The sequence below is a fragment of the Ramlibacter alkalitolerans genome (assembly GCF_016722765.1).
Taxonomy (GTDB): domain Bacteria; phylum Pseudomonadota; class Gammaproteobacteria; order Burkholderiales; family Burkholderiaceae_C; genus Ramlibacter; species Ramlibacter alkalitolerans.
In genome coordinates, this window is record NZ_JAEQND010000006.1 from 367,209 (window position 1) to 384,628 (window position 17,420).

Genomic DNA, 17,420 nt, shown 5'->3' on the forward strand with positions numbered 1-17,420 from the left:
CTCGTGCGCGGAACGACCCGGCTGCTACTTCGCCGGCGCCACCACCGTCGCAACGATGCTCGCCGTCGCCTGCGCCTGCGCCGCCTTCACCACCGGCACCGCGCCGCGCCGCAGCGCGGCGAGTTCAGCCTGGCGCGCGTAGTCGATCGCTTCGCCCAGCACGCGCGCTGCTTCCTGCGGCGCATGGAAGCCCATCGAGTTTTCCGCCGCGATGAAGTCCAGCCGCCACTGCGCCTTGCGCTGCAACTCGAGCGCCGCCGCGAGTTCCTGCTCGCTGGCGCCGTCCTTCTTCGCCTGCACGATCGCATCCAGCATGGCGTCGATCGCCACGCCGCCGCGCTGCATCAGGTCGAAGTTGCGCTGCTGGATCTGGTCGACGCGGGCCTGGATCTCCTTCTCGGACATCCTGTGGCAGCCCTGGCATGCGCGGTTGATGTTCAGCAGCGGGCTGCGCACCCAGTGGTCGGAGACCTTGGTCGCGCCGTCGCGCGCATAAGGCATGTGGCAGTCGGCGCAGGCCACGCCGCTGCGGGCATGCACGCCCTGGCTCCACAGCTCGAACTCGGGGTGCTGCGCCTTCAGGATGGGCGCCCCGGTTTCCGCCTGCTTGTAGTCGAAGAAGCGGCCGCCATCCGGCATCTTCGTCTCGTTCCAGAACACCTCGATCTGGTCGACGTTCGTGCCCTTGCCCCAGGGCGCCGTCAGCTTCATCGCCGAGGAGCAGTAGTACTCGATGTGGCACTGCGCGCACACGAAGGTGCGCATCTCGTTGCGCGTGGCTTGCGTGTTCGGATCGTAGGGGGTGGCCCTGCCGCCGGCGCGCCAGCGCTCGATCGACGGTGCGAAGGGGGTCGCCGCACCGGAGTTCGCCAGCCGTTCGATCCCCTGCAGGAACGCCGGCCGCGTGACGATCAGCTTCATCGTGCTGGCGTCGTGGCAGTCGGGGCAGCTCACGGTCTGGGCGTGGCCCATGTCGTGCAGCTTCTTGCTCAACTCCTTGTACGGGATCTTGTAGGTGGCCTCGAAGCCCTTGATCACGTCACCGCCGCCGAGCTCCCGGTAGAGCGGGATCACCGAGCCGTGGCAGTGCAGGCAGGAACCGGTCTGCGGCTTGGTCTGCCGCTGCGTGTTCTCCTGGTCCACCAGCATGTAGGCGTGGCCGCGGCGGTCGCGGTAGTCGATCGAGAACGCGTAGCCGAGGAACATGCGCTTGAGCCACGGATCGCGGTCGATCTTCTCCTGCGGCAGGGCCTCGCTGCCGCCGTGCCCGCCGAAGCGGGTGCGGGTGGTCTGCGCGGTGAGCTTGTAGGCGTCGTATTGCCTGGGCCAGTTCACGCCCCACTGGGCGGGATCGGTCGTGTCCTGCGTCACTTCGACCAGGCGCGCGGTGGTGACCTTCCCCTCCTGCTTGCGCTCGCTGATGTTCACCAGCAGTGCCGCCACGGCCACCGCCGCCAGCGCGGCGACGGCGGTCATCGACATCAGCGCCGGTGTGGAAATGCCGCGCGCCACGGCGGCGACGGGTCGGGATCCAGTCTTCATGAAAAGCCCTCCGGTATTCTGGTCAGGTCTGCGGCCCGCCGAGGCCCGCGCGCTCGCCGTGGCCGGCGCCCGCGTGGCAGTGCACGCAGCTCGCTTCCTCCGCCGGGCCGCGCTCCATCACGGCGTCGTGCACGAGGTCGCGGTGGCAGGCCAGGCAGTTGTCCTGCACGATGTCGCTGTTGAAGGCCTTGATCGCGATCGGCTCGTCGAAGTCCTGCAGCGTGTAGGCCTTGGCGTGGTTGAAGCCGTTGCGTGCCTTGGCGTAGTACTGGCCGACGAAGCCTCGCGGCAGGTGGCAGTCGTTGCACACGGCGACGTGGTGGTGGCTGGCCTTCTGCCAGGCGTCGTACTGCGCCTGCATGATGTGGCAGTTGGCGCAGACCTTCGGCTCCGAACTCAGGTAGGACAAGCCCTCCGCGTACACCATGGCGTAGCCGGCGATGCCCAGTGCCGCGCCCGCGAAGAGGCCCAATGCCACCAGCCAGGGCGTGCTGCCCGCGATGCCGCGTTGCGGCGCTGCTTGTGCCGTGACCACATGCGCTCCCTTTGCCTGCGCTCCGGTCCGCGATCGTCCACGCAGGCTCGACGCATCATTGATAGGCGCTGGCCGGCGGCCTTCCTTGATGGCCATCAAGACTGGCTCCCGGTCCGGGGATCCGGAGAGGTGTTCCTGTGTGCCGGGCCCGCGCCTGGTCAGGCCAGGCGTGAGCGATGCGAGCGCAAATGCGGCGCGCCGTCAGACCCGTCGGCGAGGCGCCAAAAAAAAGAGCCCGCAGGGCGAACCGGGCGGGCTCAAGGGCTTGGAAAACGCAATTCAGGGCGTGCGGATCACCCCGGCTGCCCATCGAGGCGCGGGCGGGTGAGCACGTTCCAGTAGCCCACGAAATACAGCGCGAAGCCGGCCGCCCAGAGGCCGGCGGAGCAGAGCACCGCCTCCATCATGTGCGCCGGCACCACCAGCGGCGCGAACACGCGCACGAAGGCGGCGGCGGCGACCAGCACGTAGCAGGTCACGTCGCGCCAGTCGGCGCGCAGCGGCCGCGCGGTGTGGCCGCGGGCCGTGCGCGTGAGCATGCCGATCACGAGTCCGCCGATGGCGCCGACGGTCAGCGCATGCACGGCGGCCGAAGGTGCGATCCAGCCGAAGGCGTTGAGCGCGCGGAACGCGAGGTGCACGGGAATCCATGCGTACGCGAGGTGCAGCACCCACACCAGCGGGTTGCGCAGCGTGGCCCAGGGTTGCCACAGCAGCCAGCGCACCAGGTGGGCGACGGCGGCGACCGCGGCGACCACGCCCACCAGCCACAGCGGCGCGTGCAGCGCATCCGCCGCAAGCACGGCCAGGACGGAGCCCAGCGCCACCGGCTCGAGGCGCGGGTGCCGCAGTGCGCGCGCGCCCGGCACGCCGTTGATGGTGAACATCGGGATCACGCGGCCACCCATCACGCACAGGATGAACAGCACTGCGTCCAGTCCGATCTGGATGCCGGCCCATGCGGGCAGGGCGACCACGCCCAGCTGGTTGAGGTGCACGCACAGGGTGGCGGCGGCCATGAGCACCAGCAGACCGACGAAGAAGTAGTTGCGCCGGTTCCTGGCCTGGTAGAAGGGGATCGCCAGCGCGATCGCGGCGGCGAGCGGAAACGCGGTGTTGGCGAGCGCGGAGAGCCAGCCATAGGGCGTGAGCACCAGCACGCGCGCGGCCAGCCAGAGCGCCGCGATCGCCGCGAGCTTGCCGCCGGTGGGCGTGGGCCGGCCGCTCCAGTTGCGGCCCGCCGTGAACAGGAAGCCGACGATCACCGCCAGCGCGAAGCCGAACAGCATCTCGTGCGCATGCCACAGCGCCCCCGGCAGGTAGGGCGCCGACAGATGGCCCGTGAACTGCAGGGCCCACAGCAGGATCGACACGGCGGCGAAGCCGCTGGCCAGGAGGTAGAAGGGCCGGAAGCCCAGTTGCCAGAGGGCGAAGCCGCGCGGCGCGGCGCGCGCGGGCGGTTCCTCGATGCGGAAGAAGGAGCTCATGGTCTTTCGTCGGAAATGCGGCGCGGCCCGTGCCGCTGCCGCCAGGCCAGCGCTGCGCCGACCGCGGTGGCGGCGAACAGCACGATGGCGAGTGCGTTGAAAAGGGCGCCCTGGGCGCGCAGCTGGAAGCTGCTTGCGCCCAGGCCGAGCCGCACCGCCAGCGAGAGGTGCAGCACGGCCAGCGGCAGGTAGAAGAAGTTGCCGAACTGCAGCTTCACGCGGGCGACGGCCGGCAGGATCACCGGCGCGTGGCCCATGATCATGCTGATGATGAAGCCCAGGCCCAGCGCATGCAGCGCGCTGTCGCGGGCCGGCAGGCCGAGGGCCGTCGCGCCCCAGGCGAGGCCGCCGATGGCGAGCCAGACGTAGCCGCTCAGGAGGCACACGGCCATGTAGCGCGAAAGCCCTTCGGCCCTGACCGTGCGGCGCGCGATGTCGAAGGTGAGCAGCCAGGCGGCCAGGCCGCACAGGGCGGCGCCGAACAGCACGCCGCCGATGCGCGGCGCCAGCGCCGACATGGCGGCGCCCCAGGCGAGCGCGACCAGCACCAGGTGCAGCATGAGCTGGGCGCCGGGGCGGCGGCGCATCAGGCGCGTCATCTCCAGCCGTTCCGCCGCGATGGTCACGACCAGGAAGGCGAACCACCACGGCAAGACCGTGCTGCTGTTGGCGCCCACGGCCAGCAGCACGTTGCCCGTGAACCAGGCCACGGCGCTGGCCAGCAGCAGCGCGGTGTGCGCGGCGGGCTGGCGCCGCAGCAGGAGCCCGTTGACGATCACGAAGGCGCCCGCGGCGAGCACGAAGAAGAGGGCGGCGAGGCCGCTCGCGTCGGCCAGCACGGCGACACCGCCGGCGCCGGACGCCAGCGGGGCGATCCAGGCGGCGGGATGCTTGAAGGCCACGGCGCGCTCGATGGAGATCACCGTCCCCATGAAGCCGCACATCATGAGCGCCGCATGCGAGAGCGCGGCGCGGGTGAGCCAGGGCGCGTCGACGGCGATGGGCAGGGCGATGCCCACGCGCAGCAGTCCGCCGGCGATGCCCGCCAGCAGGGATGCGGCGACGCAGGCGAGCAGCGTGCCGCCGAGGGCGGCGCGGGGGCTCACCAGCCCATGAAGCCGCGGGCTTGCTCGCTCATACGCTCGGGCGTCCATGGCGGTTCCCAGACCAGCTCCACGTGGATCAGCATGTCGGGCGGCAGGGCCCGATCGAGCTGGGTTTCGATGTCGTCGACGATGACGTCCGTGACCGGGCAGGCCGCCGAGGTCATGGTCACGTCCAGGTCGATGCGATTATCCTTGACGACGACGCCGTACACCAGGCCGACGTCGACGATGTTCAGGGCCACTTCCGGGTCGACCACGCGTTCGAGCGCGTCGACGATGAGCGGCAGCAGTTCCTGCGGCCCGTCATAGATGAAGCGGTTCTCGTCGCTCATCACACGGCCCTCGCGCGCCGGGCCTTGGCCTCCGCCTGCGGGTGGAACAGCACCTGCGCAAGCTCCTGGCGGTTGTTGACCAGGTGGGCGAGCGTGTACTTGTCCAGCACCGCGTAGAAGGCCTGGATCGCCTCGCCCAGCACACCGCGCAGGCGGCAGTTCGGCGCGATCGCGCAATCGCCGTCGGTGTCGCCGAAGCACTCGGCGAGTTGCGACAGCCCCTCCGTTTCGCGCACCACGCGGCCGACGATCATGGCCTCCGGCGGCATGCCCAGCTCCAGTCCGCCGCCCTTGCCGCGGACGTTGGTGAGCCAGCCCTGCTTGCCGAGGAAGTGAACCACCTTGACCAGGTGGTTCTCCGAGACCTGGAACGCGGTGGCGACCTGGGCGATCGTCGCGCGCTCCACCGGCTGCGTGGCCAGGTAGATCAGCACGCGCAGGCTGTAGTCGGTGAAGGTGGTGAGCCTCATGGGTACCCCGGAAAGATGAAGGCCGGCTGGTGCCGGCCTTTGAAGCTTACGCTTACCTCGCGACCGCGGCGACGTCGCCGGCTGGCGCGACCTGCGGTGAAGTTCCGCGCCGCAGCAGCTTGACTGCATAGGCAGCCAGCAGCACGGCACCCACGGAGAACAGGATGTCACCGGGGACGCGCAGCCAGACCAGGGTTTCCATCACCGGCGAGTGGATCACTTCCGCCGAGCGGGCGTACCACAGGCCCTTGGTGACCGCGGCGTACGCCTGGTAGATGCCGGCGGGCAGCAGCGACAGGAACACCATCATGGCCAGGCCGATGTTCAGGCCCCAGTAGGCGGGCTTGAGCAGGCCGTCGGCGTGCAGGTGGCGGGCATACAGGCCGCGCAGGCAGAACAGGAGCAGGCCGATGCCCAGCATGCCGTACACACCGAAGAGGGCGGCGTGGCCGTGGGCCGCGGTCATGTTCAGGCCTTGCACGTAGTACAGCGAGGCCGGCGGGTTGATCGCGAAGCCGAGCAGGCCGGCGCCGACGGTGTTCCAGAAGCCCACCGCGACGAAGTACAGCACGGGCCACTTGTAGGCGGCGAGCCAGGGGGTGCCTTGCGAACGCTTCCAGGTCTGCAGGGCTTCCAGGCCGATCAGCGTCAGCGGAACCACTTCCAGCGCGGAGAACACCGCGCCGACCGCGATCACGGACACCGGCGTGCCGGTCCAGTACAGGTGGTGCAGCGTGCCCAGGATGCCGCCGAACAGGAAGACGATGGTCTCGGCGACGATGGCGCGGTTGGCGCTCGAGGCGCGCACCAGGCCCAGCTTGGTGAAGATCAGCGCGATGACCGCGGTGGCGAACACTTCGAAGAAGCCTTCCACCCACAGGTGCACCAGCCACCACCTCCAGTACTCCACCATCGAGTAGTGGGTGTTCTGGCCCCAGGTGAGGGACGTCGCGTAGAAGCCGCCGATGCAGGTGGCCGACAGGAAGACCATGGCGATCAGGCCGCGGCTTTCGCTGGGCGTCTTGAGCGCGGGCCACAGGGCACGACCCAGGAGCACGGCCCACAGGATCAGGCCGACGAACAGCAGGTACTGCCACACACGGCCCATGGAGGTGAACTCCAGGCCCTGGTTGCCGATCCAGAAGGAGAAGTCGGTGCCGGCGCGCTGCAGGCTGCCCAGCCAGCCGAAGGCGGTGGAGCCGACCACGATGACGAGCAGTGCGTAGAACAGGAAGTCGACGCCCAGCTTCTGGAACTTCGGCTCCTTGCCGCCCAGCATCGGGGCGATGTACAGGCCGGTGGCGAGCCACGCGGTGGCGATCCAGAAGATGCCCATCTGCGTGTGGACCGTGCGGCTGGTCACATAAGGCAGGATCTCCGACAGCGGCAGGCCGAAGAAGGAAGTGCCTTCGACGGCGTAGTGCGCGGTGATGGCGCCCATCGCGATCTGCAGCAGCATGAGGCCGATCACGACGAAGAAGTACTTGCGGGTGGCCTTCATGGAAGGCGTGGCCTTGACGCCGACCAGCGGGTCGGCCTTGGGCGGGACGGCTTCTTCCTCGTGCTTGCTGGCGCCGTGCAGCCACAGCATGGCGGCGATGCCGGCCAGCAGCAGGATGATCGAGACCATCGACCACATCGCCGACGAGGTCGTCATCGTGTTGCCCACCAGCGGCTCGTGCGGCCAGTTGCTGGTGTACGAGACGCCCGGGTCGTTCGGGCGGTCGGTGGCGGCGGCCCAGGCGCTCCAGAAGAAGAACGCGGTCAGCGCCTGGCGATCGGCCTTGGCGGGCACGTTGTTCTCCACCATGGCGTACTGCTCGCGCAGCTTGGCGAAGGTCTGGTCGTTGCCGAACAGGGACGAATAGTGATCCGCGACCTGGCGGATCGCCTGGGCGCGCTGCGGCGACACGGTGACGGTGCCGGTGGCGGCGTCATACGTGTTCGTGCGCATCTCCTCCTTCAGGGCGCCTTCGACGGCACCGCGCTCGGTGGCGGTGAGCGCCGCGGGGTCCCTGGCGATGGCTTTCGCGCGCAGGTCCTTCAGCGCCACGGCTTCGCGGTGCAGCCAGTCGGCGGACCAGTCGGGGGCGACATACGCGCCGTGGCCCCAGACGGAGCCTTGCTGCTGGCCGCCGGCGGCGAGCCAGACCTGCTGGCCGCGCTGGACCTGTTCACCGGTGAACAGGACCTGGCCGTCGGTGCTGACCACGGACTTGGGAATGGGGGGCGCCGTCAGGTAGATCTGGTAGCCCAGGTAGCCGAGCGCGCCGAAGGACAGCACGAAGATCAGTGCCAGCCAGCGCCACAGGGTGGTGGTGTGCCTCATGTTTTTTCTCTCCTCATCGTGGACGTGGGTTCAACCGCCGCAGCCGCCGCCGCAGCAGCTGCTGCCGCCGTCGTAGGCGGAGCCGGCCTTGGTGCGCTTGATGGCGACGCGCCAGGTCTCGGGACCCTGCTCGAGGTAGCTCCAGTCGAACTGGCCGGGCACGAAGTTCTGGAACTGGAAGAACAGCGGGCGCGGATCGTGGTTGTTCACCAGCTCCATCGTCTGGCCGTCCGCCAGCTCGGCGAAGGTGGCGAAGATCGTGGCGTGCCGGGCGTGCGGGGGGATCGACTGGGCGTCGATGCGGACTGCGCTCTGGGTCATCGGGGCTCCTTGCGATATAAGGTGCATTTGGGATGCAGCAAATATCGCGGAGCCGGGCCCCCCGGGAGTTGATCTGGGTCAAAGGTGCTTTTCAAATGCACCTTTGAGCGTGCCCTCAGAACCGGCTGGTCCCTCCGCTGGCCAGCACGGCGGCCTGCACCCGCGAGCTCACCCCCAGCTTGCGCAGGATGTGCTGCACGTGGATCTTCACCGTGGTCTCGGCGATCAGCAGCGTGCGGGCGATCTCCTTGTTGCTGGCGCCCCGGGCGATCTGCTGCAGCACTTCGTGTTCGCGCGGCGACAGCTGCGCCCCGCCCTCGGGCTGCGGCGGGGCCTCCGCCGCCAGGGCCGACGCCGCGGGACCGCCGGATGCCTGGAGCGCGGCAACCAGCCTGGTCATGAGCTCGGGGCTGATCACGGGCTCGCCCCGCAGCACGCGGTGGATGGCCTGGACCAGCACGTCGCCCTCGATGGTCTTGAGGAGATAGCCATGGGCTCCGGCGCGCAGCGCCGCCTGCAGGTCCCGGTCGTCCTCGCTGACCGTCAGCAGCACGATCTTCGCCAGCGGTGCCGCGTCCCGTAGCTCTGCGATGGCCTGGATGCCGGTGGCGCCGGGCAGGTGGTTGTCCAGCAGCACCACGTCCGGCTGCAGGGCGCGGGCCCTGCGGACCGCCTCCACCCCGTCGGCGGCCTCCCCGACCACGTGCAGCGTGGCATCGGCCGCGAGCAGGGCGACCAGGCCGCGGCGGAACAGCGTGTGGTCGTCGACGACGAGGAGGCGAACGGGACTCATCGCATTCTCCTTCATGCCAGCGCCTGCGCGGCGGGGGCCGGCATGGCGGCCGGCCCGGTGGCGGGCAGTTCCAGCACCAGCGTGCAGCCCGCGCCCGGCGCGGAGTGCACCTGCACCCGCGCGCCGATGCGCAGCGCCCGCTCCTGCATGATGCGCAGGCCCACGCGCGTCGCGTCGGCGCCGGGGCGCTGCGGGTCGAAGCCGGCGCCGTCGTCGTGCACCTCGAAGCGCCAGTGCGGCGCCGGCTGCACGCGCAGTTCCACGTGGCGCGCGCGGGCGTGCTTGCGCACGTTGGACAGCGCTTCCTGCAGGATGTGCAGCACCTGCACCTGGACGTCGGGCGCGAGCGGCACGCCGTGCCCTTGCATGCTGAGCCGCGCCGGCAGGCCGGTCTGGTGCTCGAACTTCTGCAGCGTGGTGCGCAGTGCCGGCTCGATGTCCTGCTCGCTCGTGCGGGTGCGAAAGTGCAACAGCAGTTCCCGCACGTCGGCATAGCAGTCGCGCACCCCCGTCTCGAGTTCGGCGATCCCGCGCTCCGCGGCCGCGTGGTCGCCGCGCTGCGCGGCCTGGCGCAGCAGTCCCACCTGGATCTTCATGAACAGCAGCGCCTGCGCGATGGAGTCGTGCAGCTCGCGCGCGAGCAGGCCGCGCTCTTCCGCGACGGCCGCCTCGCGTTCCAGCGCGGCGGCCCGCTGGCTTGCCAGCGCGCTGGCGAAATGGCTGGCCAGCGCGTCGAGCAGGTCGCGGTCCTCGTTCGACAGGTCGACCGGTCCGCGGTAGAACAGGTTCACTTCCCCGAGCAGGCGCTCGTGGATGCGCACGGGCACGGAGACCACGGTGGTGAAGCCCGCCCGCACGCAGTAGCCCAGCGTCGGTCGTTCGGCGCTGGCGATCGGGATCACGCGCGTCTGCGATTGCACCGTGACTTCGCCGCAGTGGCAGGCCCCGGATTCGATGCACGCGTTCGCGGCGGCGAGGTCGTCGGGCAGCAGCTCGTGCGCCACCAGCACGAAGCGTCGGGGATCCTCGGCGCGCAGGCGCACCGCGCAGGCGTCGGCGCGCGCGATGCGCCGCACGTGCCCGGCGAAGCCGCGCGCCAGCGCATCGAGCGTGGGTGCCTCGGCGACGAAGGCGCTGACCTCGTACAGGTCGGCCAGGCGCTGCCGTTCGTGTTCGACGCGACGCGTCTTTTCGCGCACCTTCTCCTCCAGGTCCAGGTACAGCGACTGCAGGGTGCGGGTCATGTCGTTGAAGCCGGCCGCCAGTTCGCCGAATTCGTCGCCGCTGTCCACTTCGACGCGGGTGCGCAGCTCGCCGGACTGCACCGCCGCCAGCCCCTTTTTCAGGCCGGCGAGCGGCCGCAGCACGAACACGTAGCCCGAATAGAACATCAGCACCGCGCTGGTGATGGCGAGGCCGACCAGCGCGAGCTGGAACATCTGCAGCACCGTCGTCCAGCGGGAGATCTGCGCCTCGATGGCGGCGACGAGGCCGTCCACCAGGGCGACGAAGCCCGCGCTTTCCTGCACCAGGTCAGGGTCCGGCGTGCCGTCCAGCCAGCGCGCGCGCAGCGCCTGCCAGCGCGTGCGCACCGCGGTGAACCGGGCGCGCGATGGCGGTGACCAGGGCACGAACAGCGGCCGCGACGGATCGCCGCCTTCCAGCAGCGCAAGGCTCTCCTCGAAGCCGCGGGCCAGCGCGCGCGCCTCGTCGCCGTTGCCGGTGGTGTGCAGCACCAGCGCGAGCCGGTAGGTCTGCATGCGCATGCGGCCGGCTTCATTCACGGCCGCGGCGCCGCCCTGCATGTTCCAGGTGACCCAGAGGGTGAGGCTGATGGACACCAGGGCCAGCAGCAGCAGCCCCGTCCCGGTGGCGACCAGCCTGGCGGTGAGGGTCGGTGGCAGCTTCACGCTGCCAGCTTAGGGGCCGGCCGCACCCGCACCTTGACGGCGGTCAAGGCACGGCAGGGCCCCTCATTTCACCAGCAGGACCGGGATCTCGATCTGCGTGAGCACGTTCTGGGCGACGCTGCCCAGGATGGCGCGACCGAGGATCCCGTGGCCGTGGGTGCCCATCACGATCATCTGCGCCTTGTCCTTCTTCGCGGCCTTGACGATCTCGACGCCGGGATTGCCGACCGCCCAGCGCGTGGTGTAGGGGATGTCGTGGCGCTGCAGGAACTTCTCGATCGGCTTGAGCACCTTCTCGGCTTCCTCGCGGTGGTAGTCCTGCACGGCGGACGCGCCCACCATGCTCCGCACCCGCGGCGGCATGGCCGGCTGCACGTTGACCACCACGACGTGGCCGTCGCCACCGGCGATCTCGTGGTTGGTCACCAGGAAGGCGAGCGCCTTCTTCGTATAGGTGCTGCCGTCGGCAGCCAGGAGGATCTTCATGCTGGTTCTCTTGCGTCTTGTTCTTGGGCGGTAGGGGCACCGGTCCGTTCAGAGCCGGCCCGGGTATGTTGCCACGGGTCGGCACGGGCCGCGGGCCGCTGCCCCGTCTGCAGATGCCTGCCAAGCCAGCTTAGGCCGGGGGGCCCGGACCCGGTTGACATGCATCAAGTGGAGGGTGGGGTGCGGACCTTAGCCTAGTCCCATGCAAGCTGCCGCCCTCCTGCCACCGGTGCCGGTTGCCGCCGCCCCGGCGCGCGCCGGCGCCGGCGCGGCGGCCTGCGCGCTCGACGAACGGGCGGAATGGGAGTCCTTCAGCCGCCCGGCGAAGGGCCGCGACGACGCCTGGGAGTCCTACCTGGCCGTCGAAGGGATGTACTGCCCCGGCTGCTCGCTCACCATCGAACAGGCCCTGATGCCCCTGCCGGGCGTCGAGGACGTGCAGGTGAACGGGGCCACGGCCACCGCGCGCATCGTGTGGGCGCCCGCGCAGGGCCGCCCTTCGCAATGGCTGGAGGCCCTGCAGCGCGCCGGCTACCGCGGGCTGCCGGCCAGCGACCAGCTCGCGGCGGTGCCGCGCCGGCAGGCCCGGCGCATGATGCTGTGGCGCTGGCTGGTGGCCGGCTTCTGCATGATGCAGGTGATGATGTACGCTGTGCCCGCGTATGTCGCCGCACCGGGCGAGATGACGCCCGATGTGGCCGCGCTGCTGCGCTGGGCGGCCTGGCTGCTCACGCTGCCGGTGCTGCTCTTTTCCTGCCGCCCGTTCTTCGCCTCTGCCTGGCGGGACGTGCGCCATGGCCGCATCGGCATGGACGTGCCCGTGGCCATCGGCATCGCGATCGCCTTCGGCGCCAGCACCGCCGCCACCTTCGATCCGGGCGGCCCCATGGGCGGCGAGGTCTGGTACGACTCGGTCACGATGTTCGTCTTCTTCCTGCTGTCCGGGCGCCTGCTGGAGCAGCGGCTGCGCGATCGCACGGCCGGCGCGCTGGAAGCGCTGGCGCGCCGCCTGCCGGAGACGGTGGAGCGGCTGGCCGCGGACGGCAGCACCGAACGCATCGCCGTGCGCCGGCTGCAGGCGGGCGACCGCATCCGGCTGCGCGCCGGCGAAGTGTTCCCCGCCGACGGCCGCATCCTCGAAGGCGAGACGCAGGTCGACGAAGCCCTGCTCACCGGCGAATCCACGCCGCTGCCGCGCCACGTCGGCCAGCCGGTGATCGCGGGCAGCGCCAACCTGAGCGGCACCGTCGTGGTCCTGGTGGAACGCACCGGGGCCGCCACGCGCTACGGCCAGATCGTCGCCCTGATGGAGCGCGCCTCGGTGGAGAAGCCCGCCATCGCGCGGCTGGCGGACCGCTTCGCCTCGCCCTTCCTCGTCGCGGTGCTGTTCGGCGCCGCCGCCGCGGCCTGGTGGTGGTGGCCGCAGGGCCCGGGCCATGCGCTGGGCGTGGCGGTGGCCGTGCTGATCGTCACCTGCCCCTGCGCACTGTCGCTGGCCACTCCGGCGGCCACGCTTGCCGCCGCCGGCGCGCTGGCGCGGCGCGGCATCCTGGTGCAGCGGCTGGAAGCGCTGGAATCGGGCGCCTCGATCGACACCGTGGTGTTCGACAAGACCGGCACGCTGACCATCGACCGCATGTCGCTGCGCGCGGTGCGCACGCGCGACGGCGTGACCGGACAGGAAGCGCTGGCGCTGGCCGGCGCCCTGGCGCGGCAGTCGCTGCATCCGGCCTCTCGCGCGCTGGCCGCGGCCGCGCCCGATTCGGGCCTGCAGGCGCACGCGGTGCAGGAACACGGTGGACGCGGCGTCGCGGGCAGGGTGGACGCGGGCGGTGCCAGCCGCTGTCTGCGCCTCGGTTCGGCGGCCTTCTGCGGCGTCGCCGGCAGCGAACAAGCAGGCTTGGCCCAAGTCCACCTCGCCGACGAGGCGGGCTGGCTGGCCAGCTTCGAACTCGAGGAGACCTTGCGCAGCGGCGCGCTGGCTGCCGTGGCTTCCCTCCAGCGCCTGGGCCTGCAGGCCGAAGTGCTCTCGGGCGACCGGTCGGCCGCGGTGCAGCGCCTGGCGCAGCGCGCCGGGTTGCAGCAGGCGCGGGGCGGCCAGGGCCCGCAGGACAAGCTCGATCGCGTCGCCGGCCTGCAGGCCGCGGGGCGCCGCGTGGCGATGGTGGGCGACGGCATGAACGACGGGCCGGTGCTCGCGCGCGCCGACCTCTCCATCGCGCTGGGCGAAGCCGTGCCGGTGGCGCAGGCGCGCTCCGACTTCATCATCCAGGGCGGCCAGCTCGAAGGCGTGGCCGCCATCCTGCAGCAGGCGCGGCGCACGCGCGCCGTGGTGCGGCAGAACCTGTGCTGGGCCGCCTTGTACAACGCGGTCTCGGTGCCGCTGGCCATCGCAGGGCAGATGCCGCCGTGGCTGGCGGGCCTGGGCATGGCGGCGAGCTCGCTGTTCGTCGTGCTCAACGCCGCGCGGCTCGCGCGGCTGCGGACATGAGCGCACCGGCCGCCATTCCCGTCATTCCCGCGCAGGCGGGAATCCGGGATGGCGCGCCCGCCTTCGGCCGGCCCTGGATCCCCGCCTTCGCGGCGATGACGACTTTCTGACGAATTTCACATGGACGTCCTCTTCATCCTCATCCCCCTGTCCGTCGTCCTCGCGCTCGCCATCCTGGGTGCGCTCGGGTGGGCCGTGTGGCGCGGGCAGTTCGACGGCATCGAGGCCGAAGGCGAGCGCATCCTGCGCGGAGATTGATTCTGGTCAACAAACGCCCAGGCACTTGATTTTCGTCAAGCGGGCGGGTTTACCCGGATCGGAGACTTGTCGCATCTGAAAAAGGTGCTTCATGACACAAGCTTCCACTGCCATCTACAACGACACGGTCGTGCGGCAGTTCTCGCTGATGGCCGTCGTCTGGGGAGTGGTGGGCATGCTCGTCGGCGTGTTCATCGCGGCCCAGCTGGCCTGGCCTGAACTGAATTTCGGCGTTCCCTGGCTCTCGTACGGGCGGCTGAGGCCCCTGCACACGAACGCCGTGATCTTCGCGTTCGGCGGCTGCGCGCTGTTCGCCACCTCGCTGTGGGTGGTGCAGCGCACCTCGCAGGTGCCGCTGTTCGCCCCCCGGCTCGCCGCCTTCATGTTCTGGGGCTGGCAGGCCGTGATCGTCGCCGCCGCCATCTCCCTGCCGCTGGGATACACGCAGGGCAAGGAATACGCGGAGCTCGAGTGGCCGATCGACATCCTGATCACGCTGGTCTGGGTCTCGTACGCGATCGTGTTCTTCGGCACCATCGGCATGCGCAAGGTGCGCCACATCTACGTGGCCAACTGGTTCTACGGCGCGTTCATCATCGCCGTGGCCCTGCTGCACCTGGTGAACAGCGCCGCGATTCCCGCCGGTGCCATGAAGTCCTATTCGGCCTACGCCGGCGTGCAGGACGCGATGGTGCAGTGGTGGTACGGCCATAACGCGGTCGGCTTCTTCCTGACCGCGGGCTTCCTCGGGATGATGTACTACTTCATCCCCAAGCAGGCCGAGCGCCCGGTGTACAGCTATCGCCTGTCGATCGTGCACTTCTGGGCCCTGATCTTCACCTACATGTGGGCGGGCCCGCACCACCTGCACTACACCGCGCTGCCGGACTGGACGCAGTCGGTCGGCATGATGTTCTCCCTGATCCTGCTGGCGCCGAGCTGGGGCGGCATGATCAACGGCGTGATGACGCTCTCGGGGGCCTGGCACAAGCTGCGCGACGACCCGGTGCTGCGCTTCCTGATCGTGTCGCTGTCCTTCTACGGCATGAGCACGTTCGAGGGCCCGATGATGTCGATCAAGACGGTCAACGCGCTGTCGCACTACACGGACTGGACGGTCGGCCACGTGCACTCCGGCGCCCTGGGCTGGGTCGGCCTGATCTCGATGGGCTCGCTGTACTACCTGATCCCGCGCCTGTTCGGCCAGAAGAAGATGTATTCGGTCAAGGCGATCGAGCTGCACTTCTGGACCGCCACCATCGGCATCGTGCTGTACATCGCCGCGATGTGGATCGCCGGCGTGATGCAGGGCCTGATGTGGCGCGCCATCAATGCCGACGGCACGCTCACCTACACATTCGTCGAAAGCGTCAAGGCGACCTATCCCTTCTACGTGATCCGCGTGACGGGCGGCCTGCTGTACCTCACCGGCATGCTGGTGATGGCCTGGAACACCTGGATGACGGTCGCCAACGGCCGCGCCGTCCGCATCACCGTGCCCGCCGCCGTCGCCCACGCCTGATCAAGAGAGCCGAACACCATGAGCGACAACGCAACTTCCGCTGCCGGCTTCTCGCACGAGAAGATCGAGACCAGCAACTTCCTGATGATCGTGCTGATCCTGCTGGTGGTCGCCATCGGCGGCCTGGTGGAGATCGTGCCCCTGTTCTTCCAGAAGTCCACGACCGAGCCGGTGGCGGGGCTGAAGCCCCTCACCGCGCTGCAGGTCGCCGGCCGCGACATCTACGTGCGCGAAGGCTGCTACAACTGCCACTCGCAGATGATCCGGCCGTTCCGCTCCGAGACGCTGCGCTACGGCCACTACTCGGTGGCGGGCGAATTCGTGTGGGACCACCCGTTCCAGTGGGGTTCCAAGCGCACGGGCCCGGACCTGCACCGCGTGGGCGGCAAGTACTCGGACGAGTGGCACCGCATCCACCTGAACAACCCGCGCGACGTGGTGCCTGAATCGAACATGCCGGCCTACTCGTGGCTGGAGAAGAACCCGGCCGACGGCGCCAGCATCGCCGCCCACATGAAGGCGCTGCGCACCGTGGGTGTGCCTTACACCGACGAAGAGATCGCCAAGGCGCCCGCAGAACTCAAGGGCAAGACCGAGCTCGATGCCGTGGTCTCGTACCTGCAGTCGCTGGGTAAGGCGCTGAAGTAGGGGGACCGACCATGGACATCAACATCCTGCGCGAGATCGTGACCGTGGCCTCGTTCGCCACCTTCATCGGCATCGTCGGCTGGGCCTGGTCCCGCCGCAACCGCAGCGGCTTCGAGGAAGCGGCGCGGATCCCCTTCGAACAAGATTGAGAGAACAAGACCATGAGCGATTTCACGAGCGGCTTCTGGTCCGTCTACGTTGCCGGGGTCACGCTGGCGGGCATCTTCGGTTGCGCGCTGCTGCTGTGGTTCACTTCGCGCAAGAAGGTGGCGGCCAGCAGCGACAACACCACCGGCCACGTCTGGGACGAGGACCTGACGGAGATGAACAACCCGCTGCCCCTGTGGTGGGTGGGCCTGTTCATCATCACGATCGTGTTCTCGCTGCTGTACCTCGTCGCCTACCCGGGCCTGGGCTCCTATGAAGGCAACCTGAAGTGGAGCACCGCCGGCGAGTACCGCAAGGAAGTCGACGCCGCGAACAAGGAACTCGAGCCGCTGTATGCGCAGTTCACCGCCAGGCCGGTGGAGGCACTGGCCGGGGATCCGAACGCCATGGCGATCGGCGAGCGCCTGTTCATGAACAACTGCGCGCAGTGCCACGGCTCCGACGCGCGCGGCAGCAAGGGCTTCCCGAACCTGGCGGACGCCGACTGGCTGCACGGCGGCACGCCGGAGAAGATCAAGGAGACGATCACCAAGGGCCGCATCGGCATGATGCCGCCCATGGCCGCGGCCGTCGGCACGGCCGACGACGTGAAGAACGTCGCCAACTACGTGCTGAGCCTGTCGAAGGCGCCGCACGACTCCGTGCGCGCCCAGCTGGGCAAGAGCAAGTTCACCGCCTGCGCCGCCTGCCACGGGCCGGAGGGCAAGGGCAACCAGGCCATGGGCGCGCCCAACCTGAGCGACGACACCTGGCTGCACGGCTGGGGCGAGCAGGCCGTCATGAACATGGTCAACGGCGGCAAGACCAACCAGATGCCGGCGCAGGAAGGCAAGCTGACCGAGGCGCAGATCCACGTGCTGGCCAGCTATGTCTGGGGGCTGTCGAACAAGCCCGTGAACGACAGGCACGATGACGGCATCAAGAAGGAAGAGCACCGGGACAAGGACAAGCACGGTGACAAGGACGAGCACGGGGACAAGGACAAGCACGGAGACAAGGACAAGGACCGGTGAGGGCGGCGG

17 protein-coding genes are annotated in these 17,420 nt (G+C 69.6%); 6 read left to right on the forward strand and 11 right to left on the reverse strand.

Features of this window, described 5'->3' with window-relative positions; all coding sequences use genetic code 11:
• Window positions 1-24: 24 nt before the first annotated feature.
• The 11 genes from JI746_RS12905 to JI746_RS12955 form a co-directional block, all read right to left on the reverse strand.
• On the reverse strand, window positions 25-1,542 hold the full coding sequence (locus tag JI746_RS12905; RefSeq protein ID WP_201689958.1) for an ammonia-forming cytochrome c nitrite reductase subunit c552: 1,518 nt from the start codon (window positions 1,540-1,542) through the stop codon (window positions 25-27).
• 22 nt (window positions 1,543-1,564) lie between these two features.
• The gene (gene nrfH, locus JI746_RS12910) at window positions 1,565-2,077 is read right to left on the reverse strand and encodes a cytochrome c nitrite reductase small subunit (protein ID WP_201689960.1); all 513 of its coding nucleotides are present in this window, start codon (window positions 2,075-2,077) and stop codon (window positions 1,565-1,567) included.
• Window positions 2,078-2,370: 293 nt separating this feature from the next.
• Window positions 2,371-3,564, reverse strand: a complete 1,194-nt coding sequence (locus JI746_RS12915) for an NnrS family protein (protein ID WP_201689962.1) — start codon at window positions 3,562-3,564, stop codon at window positions 2,371-2,373.
• A complete protein-coding gene (locus JI746_RS12920; protein WP_201689964.1) occupies window positions 3,561-4,670 on the reverse strand; it encodes a hypothetical protein in 1,110 nt (369 codons plus the stop codon). Before JI746_RS12920 ends, JI746_RS12915 begins: the two co-directional genes overlap by 4 nt.
• A complete protein-coding gene (locus JI746_RS12925) occupies window positions 4,667-5,002 on the reverse strand; it encodes a metal-sulfur cluster assembly factor (protein ID WP_201689966.1) in 336 nt (111 codons plus the stop codon). The genes JI746_RS12920 and JI746_RS12925 overlap by 4 nt, the downstream gene beginning before the upstream one ends.
• A complete protein-coding gene (locus JI746_RS12930) occupies window positions 5,002-5,472 on the reverse strand; it encodes an Rrf2 family transcriptional regulator (protein WP_201689968.1) in 471 nt (156 codons plus the stop codon). The genes JI746_RS12925 and JI746_RS12930 overlap by 1 nt, the downstream gene beginning before the upstream one ends.
• Window positions 5,473-5,524: 52 nt before the next feature.
• A complete protein-coding gene (locus JI746_RS12935; RefSeq protein WP_201689970.1) occupies window positions 5,525-7,801 on the reverse strand; it encodes a nitric-oxide reductase large subunit in 2,277 nt (758 codons plus the stop codon).
• A 30-nt stretch (window positions 7,802-7,831) separates the two neighbouring features.
• A complete protein-coding gene (locus JI746_RS12940) occupies window positions 7,832-8,122 on the reverse strand; it encodes a DUF2249 domain-containing protein (protein WP_201689972.1) in 291 nt (96 codons plus the stop codon).
• 115 nt (window positions 8,123-8,237) lie between these two features.
• The gene (locus tag JI746_RS12945) at window positions 8,238-8,915 is read right to left on the reverse strand and encodes a response regulator (protein WP_236599783.1); all 678 of its coding nucleotides are present in this window, start codon (window positions 8,913-8,915) and stop codon (window positions 8,238-8,240) included.
• An 11-nt stretch (window positions 8,916-8,926) separates the two neighbouring features.
• Window positions 8,927-10,825, reverse strand: a complete 1,899-nt coding sequence (locus tag JI746_RS12950) for a type IV pili methyl-accepting chemotaxis transducer N-terminal domain-containing protein (RefSeq protein ID WP_201689976.1) — start codon at window positions 10,823-10,825, stop codon at window positions 8,927-8,929.
• A gap of 63 nt (window positions 10,826-10,888) precedes the next feature.
• A complete protein-coding gene (locus JI746_RS12955; protein WP_201689977.1) occupies window positions 10,889-11,311 on the reverse strand; it encodes a universal stress protein in 423 nt (140 codons plus the stop codon).
• A 202-nt stretch (window positions 11,312-11,513) separates the two neighbouring features.
• Between JI746_RS12955 and JI746_RS12960 the strand changes: the two genes are divergently transcribed.
• The 6 genes from JI746_RS12960 (at window position 11,514) to ccoP (ending at window position 17,411) form a co-directional block, all read left to right on the forward strand.
• The gene (locus JI746_RS12960) at window positions 11,514-13,802 is read left to right on the forward strand and encodes a heavy metal translocating P-type ATPase (RefSeq protein ID WP_201689978.1); all 2,289 of its coding nucleotides are present in this window, start codon (window positions 11,514-11,516) and stop codon (window positions 13,800-13,802) included.
• A gap of 120 nt (window positions 13,803-13,922) precedes the next feature.
• On the forward strand, window positions 13,923-14,060 hold the full coding sequence (gene ccoS, locus JI746_RS12965; protein ID WP_201689979.1) for a cbb3-type cytochrome oxidase assembly protein CcoS: 138 nt from the start codon (window positions 13,923-13,925) through the stop codon (window positions 14,058-14,060).
• A gap of 91 nt (window positions 14,061-14,151) precedes the next feature.
• The gene (gene ccoN / locus JI746_RS12970; RefSeq protein WP_201689980.1) at window positions 14,152-15,582 is read left to right on the forward strand and encodes a cytochrome-c oxidase, cbb3-type subunit I; all 1,431 of its coding nucleotides are present in this window, start codon (window positions 14,152-14,154) and stop codon (window positions 15,580-15,582) included.
• Between the two features lie 18 nt (window positions 15,583-15,600).
• Window positions 15,601-16,230 carry a cytochrome-c oxidase, cbb3-type subunit II gene (gene ccoO / locus JI746_RS12975; RefSeq protein WP_201689981.1) on the forward strand — a complete coding sequence of 210 codons (630 nt, stop codon included), beginning with the start codon at window positions 15,601-15,603 and terminating at the stop codon, window positions 16,228-16,230.
• Between the two features lie 11 nt (window positions 16,231-16,241).
• Complete coding sequence (locus tag JI746_RS12980) at window positions 16,242-16,379, forward strand: cbb3-type cytochrome oxidase subunit 3 (RefSeq protein WP_201689982.1); 138 nt, start codon at window positions 16,242-16,244, stop codon at window positions 16,377-16,379.
• Window positions 16,380-16,391: 12 nt separating this feature from the next.
• The gene (ccoP, locus tag JI746_RS12985) at window positions 16,392-17,411 is read left to right on the forward strand and encodes a cytochrome-c oxidase, cbb3-type subunit III (RefSeq protein ID WP_201689984.1); all 1,020 of its coding nucleotides are present in this window, start codon (window positions 16,392-16,394) and stop codon (window positions 17,409-17,411) included.
• Window positions 17,412-17,420: the final 9 nt, after the last annotated feature.